This is a genomic window from Sneathiella sp., assembly GCF_036960985.1.
GTDB lineage: Bacteria > Pseudomonadota > Alphaproteobacteria > Sneathiellales > Sneathiellaceae > Sneathiella.
In genome coordinates this window covers 1-11636 of sequence record NZ_JBALWD010000033.1, presented here as the reverse complement: position 1 = coordinate 11636, position 11636 = coordinate 1, and the positions used below count along the sequence as shown (strand labels likewise).

The window sequence follows — 11636 nt, the reverse complement described above, 5'->3', positions numbered from 1 at the left end:
GTCAAGGGCGGTTAATTATTATTGCTATTGGAGAGGCCCCTAGGCCCGAGCTTCAGATCCAAAAAAATTATAATCTAAAACACGGGCAGGGAGGTATCTATTTTTGGCCGATTACTTTGCGGCCCCGATTAATAGTTTTGAGATATTCGATCCCTTCGTCGGCGATGGCATAGCCGATCATGTCTTCATTCTCGCCTTCCATTTGATCCATATCTACCCAGTGAGAGTAAATGGGCCGAGTGCGCTCCGTAATAATACCAGAATTCACCAGTGTCTTGATAAGGACACGAAAGATATTAGTCGATTCTTTGAGCGTATCCCGGCGATCCTTGTCGGTAAAGACTTCGCGACACGCATCGCGCACCCACTCCCACTCTAGGCCAAACTGCTCATAGATTACCTGCTTCTGCCGAATATTAATCAGATTGAATAATACGGTTTCGAAGCATTGCGCTGCCCAGTCTTCAACGCGATTATGTTCTTCCGTTCCTAATTTGGGAATGGTTTTGTCGGCCCAGATTTTACCGAACTTATGGTGAAACGCTTCATCCGTCATAACCAATTGCGTCAAACGTTTGAGGAGTGGGTCACTGGTCTTCGCGTGAAAATTCGCGAAAGCACCCATGGCCAAACCTTCGACCAGCATTTGCATGCCGACAAGCTTTTTATAGACTTCTTCAGCGCCGACAAGCTCTGTCAGCAACCCGCCGAGCGCTTCGCCTACAGGGTAGGGCTTTCCCCAGCGAGTATGTATGTAACGACTAAAGGCTGTGACATGTCGAGCTTCTTCGCGAGTCTGGTTAGAGGCATATTCTTGTGCACCTGGATCAACGAGAATATGGCATAAGCCAGCGCTCAGGCTCAGGGCACCTTGCTCACCGTGCAAAATGCCGGAAAGGCTCCATCTTGTACTTTCGTTAGCAAGATGGATCTGCTGACCCTCGTTCAACTTATCAGCAACGGCACTTTGCAGTTCCGGGAAAGTTTCCCGAGGCATCAAATATTCGTTTTTCAGATCAAACGGGCTGGAGAAATCCAGATAGGCTGTATCCATCGGATCCCAGAAATGATCATGGGTGGCTGAAATGATCGCATCGAACGCATCTGTACGGGCGCTGTATCGATCAACATTCATCATACCGGGGAAATCATCGCGGTGGGCCGTATTGTAAATCGGATCATGGGTAATATGGTCGGTCATCGTCATCCCTTCATCTTTTTTGGGCGGCAGCATCTTTTACGGCTTGCCTTTACGTTTACGTAAACGTCAATAATGTTATACACCAAAATTGAGAATAATTCAACCTCGGATTTCCCTATGAGTGCTCAAAAATTGGTCGCAATTGATCTTATTTTTGCTGACGGAAAGGGGAATGCTCAGATAGGTAATTCAACTCCGCATCGATTTCACGCGTTTCGGCGACCAAGAAATCGGCCACCGCGTCATGAAATCCTGGGTCTCGCAACCAATGCGCGGAATGGGTCTTTGTTGGCAGATATCCTCGGGCAAGTTTATGCGGTCCTTGTGCACCGGCTTCTACGCGTTTAATGCCGTGATCAATGGCATACTCGATTGCCCGGTAGTAACAGGTCTCAAAATGCAAAAACCGATGATCTTCAACGCATCCCCAATATCGCCCATACAGGCAATCACTGCTTTTCAGATTGAGAGCTCCGGCTATATAATGCCCGTCACGCTTGACCATGAATAGGACAATTGCATCACCAAGTGATGCGCTGAGCAAGCTGAAAAAGGCGCGATTAAGATAGGGGGTGCCCCATTTCCGGCTGCCCGTATCAATGTAAAAGTTAAAGAAGGCGTCCCAATGAACCTCGCTAATTTCCGCGCCACTTACTGTTTCAAATTCAAGACCTGTTTCTGTTGCGCCGATACGTTCCTTTTTAATTGCCTTCCGTTTTCGCGAGGATAGCTGGGCTAGAAAGGCGTCGAAATCTGGATACTCGTTATTAACCCAATGAAATTGCTCACCTGCGCGAATAAGGAAACCGGCCTCTTCCATCAAAGATTTTTCGATTTCGGTGAGAAAAGTCAAATGAACAGAAGATAAGCCTAATTCACTGGCAACCTGTTGCGCTCCTTGTAAAAGTGCGCGTTGACGTGTCTGTTGATCGGGACCGGGGGGCACAAGTAAGCGGGGACCGGTAACGGGAGAGAAGGGGACGGATAATTGCAATTTTGGATAGTATTTTCCGCCCGCACGCTCATACGCATGTGCCCAACTGTAATCAAATACATATTCGCCCTGGCTATGCCCTTTGACATACATAGGGGCGACGCCAACAACTTTCTTGTCTTGCTCCAGTATCAGATGATACGGCATCCATCCCGTTTCAGCCGTAACGGAACCGCTGTTTTCAAGTGCCTTGAGAAATTGGTGCGTGACGAATGGGTGATCCGTCTCCAGACAGCCATTCCAGTCATCTTCAGTTACTTCAGAAATTGATTTCAGGGTTTTGATCGTGAGGGCGTCAGACATTCAATACTCTATTTTTTTGTCACATCGTCCCAAAGAAACGACGTCTCGGTTCCGAAATTTCCCCTGAAAGCATAGTGGCGTGAACCGAGACAGAATTCTATAAAAACATTCTGGTTAGGAAATTTCGAAAACCGCGTCAATTTCAACGGCTACATTCATGGGCAGAGCATTCGTACCGACGGCAAAACGGGCATGGCGTCCTTTGTCATCAAAAATCTCTACCATCAGGTCAGAGGCACCGTTAATGACTTTTGGTTGTTCGCCATATCCATCGATACAATTTACAAAACCGCCAAGCTTGACACATTTCACGACACGATCGAGGTCTCCGCCGCAGGCTGCCTTGACTTGTGCCAGAATATTCAAGGCGCATACTCGGGCGCATTTGATAGCCGTGTCTGTATCAAAATCAGCACCGACTTTGCCTTGATACTGCAACTCACCATTTACGAACGGAACCTGACCAGAAACGAAGACCAAATTGCCACTAACCACATACGGAACGTAATTTGCGGCGGGTGTGGCCGCGACTGGAATTTCGACGCCAATTTCAGCGAGTCGAGCATCAATTCTACCTGACATATTTCTATCCTATCTTATTTATTAGAATGACTTAACCGCCGGGACGGCCGCCGCCACCCGCTGTTACGCGAATGCCAACATTTTTAGTCTGTACATAATTCTGTAGGGCTTCTTGACCTTTTTCTCGGCCATAGCCGGACCTTTTTGTTCCACCAAACGGTGTTTCGATGCCGCCGGCAAACCATTCATTCACAAAAACCTGACCAGCGGAGAGTCGATCTGCAGCCCAATGCGCCGTATTTAAATCCCTGGTATAAACGCCAGCGCAAAGACCATAATCCGTCCCATTCGCTAGCGCAATGGCCTCATCCGCATCGTCGTAGGTTAGAATAGTCAAAACGGGTCCGAATACTTCCTCTCGGGCGATTGTCATGTCAGGAGATACATTGGCGAATACCGTTGGTTCGATAAAATGACCAGCCATATCATCGCGTCGTTGACCGCCAGCAACAGCTTCTGCACCCGCCTGAGCGGCAGCCAGGCACATGCCTTCTATTTTTTCCGCTTGTTGTCCGGAAATAACAGGCGTTAGATCATGTCCATCTATGCCGGGGCCAATGGAAAGACTATTAGCTTTTGCCACCAGCTTTTCAATAACTTCGTCCTGCATTTTTGTCGGAATAATTAGACGCGATTGGGCAGAGCAAACTTGTCCTGCATGAGAAAAGATTCCGCTGGCAGTAGACTTTACCGCCTGATCTACATCGGCATCCTCGAATAGAATACCGGCGGATTTCCCTCCCAGTTCCATGATGCAGGGAATAACCCGGTCGGCTGCCGCACGCAAAATGGATTGGCCCGTCGCGACGGATCCAGTGAAAACAATATGATCAATATCCGAATGGGACACCAACTCCGCCCCACAATCATGACCATATCCACAAAGGATATTTATGGCCCCCGCTGGGACGCCTGCACGATGACAAGCCTCGGCGATGAAAAAGGTGGAGAGAGGGGAAAGTTCTGGAGATTTCAAAACCACTGTATTGGCTGTTGCCAATGCACAAGCAACGGAACGTGCCGCGATTTGTAAGGGAAAATTCCAGGGTACAATTTGAGCGGAGACGCCGTACGGACTGGGAATTGTGTAATCCAGATAATCGGCCCCTAACGGAATCATTCTACCTTCAAGTTTGTCTGCCAAGCCGCCGTAATACGTGAAATAGCGCGCAGCCGCCATGGCCTCATTTTTGCCGCCCGCGACTGTCTTGCCGTTGTCGAGGCATTCGGTCAGAGCAATATCATCTGCCATTTCCGTCAGGTGGCGGGCAATTTCAAACATTAAAAGGCCACGGTTGGTTGGCCGCATATTATAAAGTTCTCGGCTTTCGAAGCATGCCCGAGCCGCACTGACAGCCAGATCTATGTCATTTGCTTTGGCGCGGGTTACTTCAGCAATCTCTGTTGCCGTGGCCGGGTTCTCGATGGAGATCCGATCTCCATCCAATCCATCCACCCAGTTTCCATTAATGTAATGCTGCCAGTATTTTTTGATCTTATCTGCCATGGGTGTAACTGCCTCTTGTTATGTGCGTCACCAATCTCTATCATGAGATAACGTCAAGAACCAGCCTCCAAATCCGATGGTGAACATGCCCATTTGGGCCTCAATAGATACCGTCGTCAGATTTTTTTTATTTTATTCTTAACAGCGAGTATTATCGACTTATATAGAAGTGGGTGGTCCTCTTCAATCAAGTGATTCAATGGGTGTTAACATCAAAAATCCTTACGTCGAATGCGCACATTTTCCAGCACAAAATCCTCAGGAAGAGTTGTTTGCCTGGTTGATTGACAAAGGCATGACGGGCAATGTTGTGCGGGATTTATTTACTGAGTTTTGTGAGCGGTTGTCCGAACTGGGGATTAAGCTCAAACGTGGTAATATCGCGCTGAGTGCCATTCATCCGCAAGTGAGCGCCTTCATGTACACTTGGCGCCGCGGCGAGGGATTGGTTTTGAACACCAATGTTTTACATACAGATGTTCCAGGCGAGGGTTGGTTTTCGAGTCCATTTTTCTTTATGTTATCCAACAATATCAATTTCCTGCACAGAAAACTTGAATCAGAAACTGAACTGGATTTTCCGGTGCTTGTGGAATTTCGAGATGAAGGCATGACTGATTGGTTCTGCCAGGTATTTGATTTCGGCTGGGATTTCGATGACCAACGGGATAACGCCGGCTTGATCACCAGCTGGGCATCCGATCGTCCGGGAGGGTTTACCGAAGAAGAGTACTCGATCTTACACCGGGCTGTTCCCTTGTTTGCGCTGGCGGTGCGGAGCATCGCTTCTTTTCGAACTGCAAGATCGGTATTGGAAACCTACATTGGCAAAGATACCGCGCGGAAGGTGTTGTCTGGACAGGTACACCGTGGCTCGGTGGAGAGCATTAATGCGGTGTTGATATATGCGGATTTAAAGGGTTTTACCAAACTCTCGGACACCATGCCGCAAACTGAATTGGTGGAAATGCTTGACCTCTACCTTGATCATATGGCCAGTCCTATTGAGAAGGCAGGCGGTGAAATTCTTAAATTTATGGGGGATGGGATCTTGGCGACATTTTCGCTAACAGATCAGAATGTTCCCGCCATATGTGATACGGCTTTGCAGGCGGTTAATCAAATGAAAGAAGGCGTTCGGGTTTTGAATGGCGAGCGGGAGGCCAATGGCGAGCCGACCATGGCGCTCGATATCGCCGTTCATATTGGCGATGTCATGTATGGAAATGTCGGGTCAGAAACCCGGCTAGATTTTACGGTAATTGGACCAGCGGTAAATGAGGTCAGCCGTATCGAGGTCCTTTGTGACACGCTGGAGACTGACTTTTTGGCTTCTGGTGAATTTGTGAAAGCTGCAGTGGGGTGCAAGCAGGAGTTTAAGTCCTGTGGTTTCCACGCGCTTCGTGGTGTGCGCGAACCGATTGAGTTGTTTTTACTCGGGTAATTGGGCAAGTTTTACTCCGACGGCCAACGCTTCAGTTAGGCTAAATTTTGCGGGCGCGTTTATCTTTATACATGTCTAGATCTGCAGATCTTAAAAGCTGGGCGAGGGTAGATTCGCCATTAAAAGCAGTGATGCCCAGACTTGCCTTTAATGTAAGTTCTTTGCCCTGTGCTGTTATGAAGCTGGATCCAATTTGCTGCTGAATGGCTCGTGCCCGACTAATCCCGTCCTGCTCAGAACTGCGCACGAGGACAAAGACGAATTCATCGCCGCCAATGCGGGCGACGAAATCAGAATCACGCAAACTAGATTTCAGGGCCTTGGCAAACACATTCAAAAGTCGGTCTCCGGTATCATGACCATAGTGATCATTTATGGTCTTGAAGTCGTCCAAATCGAGGAATGCAAGAACGCCTTGTTCGTCGTGCCGCCGGGAAATTGAGAGCATGCGGCCCATAAACTCGTGCAGACCCCGACGATTAGGTAGACCGGTTAGTTCGTCAGTCGAGGAAAGTTCTTCCAATTCGCGAATGCGAGCTTGTTGCTCTGAGATATGTTGTTCTGCACTTGCCGCGTACGCTATGACCCGGTTGATCGTCTGCCAATACTGTGGATTGGAATTATTTTGCGGCGTATTCTTTATTTTTGTGGCCAAGTCTTCCAGGTGAAAAGATACATCTTGTTCGACACCAAACGTTAGGCCAGGACTTGAAGCAGGTAAAGCAGACATATTTGCAGACATTTATTTCTCCTCATCCTACAGGCGGGGCGTTTTTATTCCCGCACCGAAAGATCAATTTTTACTGTTGTTACGCTTACTCAAGCAATTTTTATGCCATGATTTCGATTTTTTTTGGAAATCTCTAAAACCCGTTTATATACAATGTATTAATGGTTCGGCCGGTTGATATGCCTAATGCTCTTCCAAAACTGAAGAGGAATTATTTGCCGAAAATAGGGAATAAACGTACCGGGGCACTTTGTTTTAACTTTATTTCTGCCATTATATCTTCACAGATATTCCGCCGGGAAGTTAGTACTGAAGGTTGTAGAGCTTTTATGGGGAATAGTTCGTCATAGTTTTATGAGATTGGCGCCATGATCAAAATAACAAAACCAAAAATTCTCCTGCTGGCTGGCATTGCAAATTTACTTGCGTGGATAGCACCACTTACAGCAGCACCTTTACAGTTGGCCTCGCATCAAGCGGTTTATGATTTGAAATTAGAAGAATTATCAGCCAATAGCGTTATTGAAGCTGTACGAGGTCGCATAGTCTTAAGACTTGAGCAGCAATGTGAAGGCATGATTATGAATCAGCGTATGGTGCTTGAAATGGTCAATATAGAAGGCGGTACGATTGTTTCCGATTATAATCTTTCTACTTGGGAAGATAAGGAGGGCAATATCATGAGATTTGATATGTCCAACCGGCTGAACGGACAGCAAATTGATAAATATAGTGGCGTAGCTCAGCGACATCAGGGCAAAGCTTCAGTAACGTTTTCTGACCCCGAGCAAGACGACATGGAACTACCGGTGACCGTTGTATTCCCGGCGGAACATACCCGGACAATTATCGAAGCGGCCTTATCGGGCCAAAATCTTTTATCGGCCAAAGTTTTTGATGGTAATGGCGCTGAAGGTCTTTCTGATACTTTGGCTGTTATCGGAAAACGCAAATCATTTACTAACCCTTCTGAAGTTCTTACGGAATTGAAAGATCAAACATATTGGCCGTTGCAATTGTCGTTTTTTGATTTACGGGAACAAATGAATGAACCGGATTATGAAGTCGGTATGAAAATGTTCGAAAATGGTGTCGCAACAGATCTTCGCTTGAAATATCAGGATTTTTCCTTGAGTGGAAAAATGTCGGACTTCTCCTTTCTAGAACCCGAAAAATGTTCATAAGATTGGATGGCTGCGCCAGCAGTCAAACTGATTGAATAATCGACAGCATTAACGGACATAAATATGGCATCGACGGCAGAGCTTGATTTCACCCGCAGTGATGGCGGGCAGGAAAACTCAGAGATACATTTTTCCATATCCCGCAAGCAGCTATTGATACGCTTGATCAAGAACAAGATATTCAGCTTATTGACCTTAGGAATATATCGATTTTGGGCGAAGACGCACGTCAGGCGAATCTTGTGGCACGGTGTGAGTATTCAAAATGACCGCCTGGAATATATTGGGCGCGCCAAGGAATTGTTTATCGGTTTCCTAATTGCCATGATTATTCTGATGCCAATTATGCTGGCTGCAGGATTGATTACAGACTTACTGGCAGTAGCTGGTCCCGATCCTCTTGTGGTAGGGCAAGTTATGAACTTCGTCTTTTTGTACTTTTTTTGGCAGTTTGCGCGATATCGCTTATGGCGTTACCGGCTGTCCCGAACGTCATGGCGCGGCATTCGATTTTTCCTGACCGGTAGTGGTTTTAAGTATGCGTCCTATGTCCTGCTTTGGACCATCGCAACGGTGGTAACACTCGGATGGGCATATCCCTGGCAGCAGGCATTCAGATTGAATTATCAACTGAATAACACACAATTCGGTGATACCTGGTTTACCTATCAAGGAACGGCAAAAGGGCTTTTTCAAATATACTGGCCGGCAATTCTGGTCACCCAGATCGTTCTCGGTATATTTGGGTTTTATTTGTATTCGGTGGATGCCTTCGGGCTTTCTGCAGAAGCAACACCGATATTGAATGAAGATGTCTTCTCAAGTGACCCATATGCGGGTTGGATTATGGGAATCGGTGGGTTGGTGGTTTTTCTGACATTGAGTGTCCTAGCATTCGCGGTTCGGGTATGGGAATTCAGGTATCTCGTTGAAAAGACAAATTTTGCAACGGCCCGGTTTTCATCGACCCTCACCATACGATCAATATTATCCATATTCTTGTTACTGCTGGTGCTTGGGTTCGTTGGGTATTTCGGATTTGCGGCTGCAATTTATTACTTATTGATCCTCGCAAGTGATGCTGGGATCTTCATCTTGATGATTGGATTCTTGATCGCATATATCGCGTATGATATTATAAAAATGCTATTCTTGATTGTCCCTCTGGTAGAAGCCGTATGCAAATCCATCGAAATTTCAAATATTGAAGCCTTTGAGCACGCGGCAGCATCTGCTAGAAAGTCTCCAAAATACGGGGAAGGGTTCGCCGACGCATTGGATGTGGGTGCTTTCTAAATGACAACTATACTAGCTCACCTTTTTGACGGCAAAACAGCCAAAGCTCAATTGGTTTCAGTTGAAATTGTGAATGATGCACTGAGAATAGTCTCAGACACAGGGGCGCCTTTAGGTAATTGGAACTTGGCTTCGTTGCGCGATGAAAACGCGGGCCCGTCATCAGGAGAGCTTCGACTATCTGTCTCTGGCAACGATGCTGCACGTTTGATTGTCGTTAATCTCGATTTTATCCGCGAAATAAAAGCAAGATGTTCTCGACTTCACAAATCCCGCCCACCGATGGCCGGCTGGTGGAAACCATATCTTTTTTGGGGCGGAGGGGCGATCGCGTCGATAATTCTTATCTTTACGGTTGTATTGCCCGTTCTTACCACACAGATTGCCTGGATTATTCCAGATCAGCTGCGCGAAGATATTGGTGAACAGACGAAGAACTTTTTAATTGATACTATCGCCAGTAAGCAGAACAGCACCGCAGAAGCTATCATTTGCCGCGACCCACGGGGCGAACGTGAGATTGTTAAAGTTCTGCAAACGCTGAACGCTAGTTCCGGGGAAGAAGTTCAAAATTTGCAAGTAACAGTGCTTAAATCTCCTATGGCAAACGCGTTCGCACTTCCTGGCGGCAAGATTTTGGTTTTCTCCGGTTTGCTTGATCTGGCCGATGATGCGAACGGTTTCTCCGGAGTTTTGGCCCATGAATTAGCGCATGCCAAATTTCGCCATCCAATGAAAAGCTTTGTTTTAAGCACAGGCGTTGCGACAATTTTCAGCTTGATGGTGGGAGATGTGTCTGGCGGCGTTGCGTTGGCAACCCTTGGTCAAATGGCTGTGAGTTCGACTTATAGCCGAGATTTGGAAACAGAAGCGGATGAAATGGCTGTTTTGCTTATGCAATCGTCCGGGTTTGATGTTTCGCCGATGACTGGGTTTCTTAAGAAGATTCACGAAAGCAATAAAAGTGAAGGCTATGGTTTTGCATTTTTTGAGACGCACCCCGGAATAGAAGAGCGTCTAGCTTTGATAAAGGCTGCAGGCGAGACTGGGGGTGCTGCAATGCGTCAAGAAGCATGGGATCACGTGCGAAAAATGTGCCAGTAGATAGAGGAAATTACTCCTTTTTTGACTTTACCCCACGGCCTTTCCCAATAACCGTATCTCCGAATTTGGCACGCACTTTGTCGATTGCGGCTTCAACTTTTTTGTCCCGATCATTGTTTTGAGAGGTCAAGAGATCCGGTTTGTCCGCGTCATCTATTGCGCCGAAGCTGCTGATACCAACACCTATAAGCCGAAAATTTCTTCCGGGAATTGATTTTTCAAGCAGCGGTTTGATTTCACGGTACAAGGTTTCCGCTAATTGCGTCGGGTGGGGAAGAGTGTGGCTTCGCGTCAGCGTCTTGAAATCTCCGGTTTTTAATTTCAACGTTATGGTTTTGCCTGCCTTGTTTGAGGCTTTTAGGCGTTTTGATACTTTTTCACATAAGGGCCAGAGGCGTACAAGTAACGTTGCTGGATCAGAGATGTCTGTACTGAAAGTTGTTTCGGCTGAGATACTTTTGGCCCGCTGTCCAGCCTTGACAATCCGGCTGTCTTGGCCCCGGGAAAGATGATAGAGGCGGCTGCCCATTACGCCATAACGTACTACCAGGTCGGTTTCCTCTCGATGCTGTAGTTGGCCTATGCTGGTTATACCGGCAGATGCCAGCTTTCGATTGAGGGCCTTACCGACACCCCAAATATCACTGACAGGACGGCTGCTCAAGAATTCAAGCGCTTCCTGTCGACCAATTACCGCAAATCCGTTTGGTTTGTCGAGATCAGAAGCCAGTTTGGCGAGGTATTTATTGTAACTGAGACCAACGGAAACAGTGATGCCGATCGTTTTTTCGATTTCCCGGGCTAGCCACGCCATGGATTGGGCAGCTGAGCGATGATGCAGGCTTTCTGTGCCGGAGAGGTCCAAAAAGGCTTCATCCAGCGAAAGGGGCTCGATATCCGGGGTTAGCCGTTGGAATAATGCATGAATCTCCTTGCTCGCTGCCGCATATTTTTGCATTTGTGGCGCAACAATATTTGCAGTTGGGCACAATTTCTTTGCTTTGAATAGCGGCATGGCAGACCGGACACCAGACATGCGGGCGATATAACAACAGGTTGATACAACACTGCGGGCACCATCATAGGCAATAATTAGGGGATGCGCATTGAGGTCCGGGTTATCTCGTTTTTCAACCGCCGCATAAAAAGCATCGCAATCCACATGGGCGAGAGAAAGCTCAAATAACTCAGGATGCTTGAGTACTTTCGGTGAGCGGCAGGTCGGGCAACGAGTTACTGCAGATAAACTTTTCTCGATAATTGTCTGTAGGCATTGACGGCAAAGAGCACC

The 11636-nt window shown here is 47.2% G+C and carries 10 protein-coding genes; 4 read left to right on the top strand and 6 right to left on the bottom strand.

What is annotated here, in order from left to right:
- Positions 1–97: 97 nt before the first annotated feature.
- The 4 genes from V7723_RS16050 to V7723_RS16035 all read right to left on the bottom strand — a co-directional run bounded on the left by V7723_RS16050 (position 98) and on the right by V7723_RS16035 (position 4587).
- On the bottom strand, positions 98–1201 hold the full coding sequence (locus V7723_RS16050) for a ferritin-like domain-containing protein (RefSeq protein WP_443024244.1): 1104 nt from the start codon (positions 1199–1201) through the stop codon (positions 98–100).
- A gap of 148 nt (positions 1202–1349) precedes the next feature.
- Positions 1350–2498 carry a GNAT family N-acetyltransferase gene (locus V7723_RS16045; protein ID WP_335685501.1) on the bottom strand — a complete coding sequence of 383 codons (1149 nt, stop codon included), beginning with the start codon at positions 2496–2498 and terminating at the stop codon, positions 1350–1352.
- A gap of 114 nt (positions 2499–2612) precedes the next feature.
- Positions 2613–3080, bottom strand: coding sequence for a RidA family protein (locus tag V7723_RS16040; protein ID WP_335685500.1), 468 nt, complete (start codon positions 3078–3080; stop codon positions 2613–2615).
- 31 nt (positions 3081–3111) lie between these two features.
- Entirely contained in the window at positions 3112–4587 is a 1476-nt protein-coding gene (locus V7723_RS16035; protein ID WP_335685499.1) for an aldehyde dehydrogenase family protein, read from the bottom strand.
- A 199-nt stretch (positions 4588–4786) separates the two neighbouring features.
- Here V7723_RS16035 and V7723_RS16030 point away from each other — a divergent pair, with 199 nt between their 5' ends.
- Positions 4787–6031 carry an adenylate/guanylate cyclase domain-containing protein gene (locus V7723_RS16030; protein WP_335685498.1) on the top strand — a complete coding sequence of 415 codons (1245 nt, stop codon included), beginning with the start codon at positions 4787–4789 and terminating at the stop codon, positions 6029–6031.
- Between the two features lie 40 nt (positions 6032–6071).
- On the opposite strand, the gene V7723_RS16025 is transcribed toward V7723_RS16030, so the two are convergent.
- On the bottom strand, positions 6072–6773 hold the full coding sequence (locus tag V7723_RS16025; RefSeq protein WP_335685497.1) for a GGDEF domain-containing protein: 702 nt from the start codon (positions 6771–6773) through the stop codon (positions 6072–6074).
- Positions 6774–7129: 356 nt separating this feature from the next.
- On the opposite strand from V7723_RS16025, the gene V7723_RS16020 reads away from it, so the two are divergent.
- The 3 genes from V7723_RS16020 (at position 7130) to V7723_RS16010 (ending at position 10345) form a co-directional block, all read left to right on the top strand.
- Entirely contained in the window at positions 7130–7945 is an 816-nt protein-coding gene (locus V7723_RS16020) for an EipB family protein (RefSeq protein ID WP_335685496.1), read from the top strand.
- A gap of 63 nt (positions 7946–8008) precedes the next feature.
- Complete coding sequence (locus tag V7723_RS16015; protein WP_335685495.1) at positions 8009–9241, top strand: YjgN family protein; 1233 nt, start codon at positions 8009–8011, stop codon at positions 9239–9241.
- Entirely contained in the window at positions 9242–10345 is a 1104-nt protein-coding gene (locus V7723_RS16010; protein WP_335685494.1) for a M48 family metallopeptidase, read from the top strand.
- A gap of 10 nt (positions 10346–10355) precedes the next feature.
- Here V7723_RS16010 and V7723_RS16005 read toward each other — a convergent pair.
- The coding region (locus V7723_RS16005; RefSeq protein WP_335685493.1) for a DNA polymerase IV at positions 10356–11636 on the bottom strand (1281 nt) is incomplete at its 5' end.

Bases quoted from the DNA above. Each gene is read 5' to 3' on its own strand.
- V7723_RS16050 (WP_443024244.1), bottom strand. From the start codon at position 1,201: ATGACCGACCATATTACCCATGATCCGATTTACAATACGGCCCACCGC.
- V7723_RS16045 (WP_335685501.1), bottom strand. From the start codon at position 2,498: ATGTCTGACGCCCTCACGATCAAAACCCTGAAATCAATTTCTGAAGTA.
- V7723_RS16040 (WP_335685500.1), bottom strand. From the start codon at position 3,080: ATGTCAGGTAGAATTGATGCTCGACTCGCTGAAATTGGCGTCGAAATT.
- V7723_RS16035 (WP_335685499.1), bottom strand. From the start codon at position 4,587: ATGGCAGATAAGATCAAAAAATACTGGCAGCATTACATTAATGGAAAC.
- V7723_RS16030 (WP_335685498.1), top strand. From the start codon at position 4,787: ATGGGTGTTAACATCAAAAATCCTTACGTCGAATGCGCACATTTTCCA.
- V7723_RS16025 (WP_335685497.1), bottom strand. From the start codon at position 6,773: ATGTCTGCAAATATGTCTGCTTTACCTGCTTCAAGTCCTGGCCTAACG.
- V7723_RS16020 (WP_335685496.1), top strand. From the start codon at position 7,130: ATGATCAAAATAACAAAACCAAAAATTCTCCTGCTGGCTGGCATTGCA.
- V7723_RS16015 (WP_335685495.1), top strand. From the start codon at position 8,009: ATGGCATCGACGGCAGAGCTTGATTTCACCCGCAGTGATGGCGGGCAG.
- V7723_RS16010 (WP_335685494.1), top strand. From the start codon at position 9,242: ATGACAACTATACTAGCTCACCTTTTTGACGGCAAAACAGCCAAAGCT.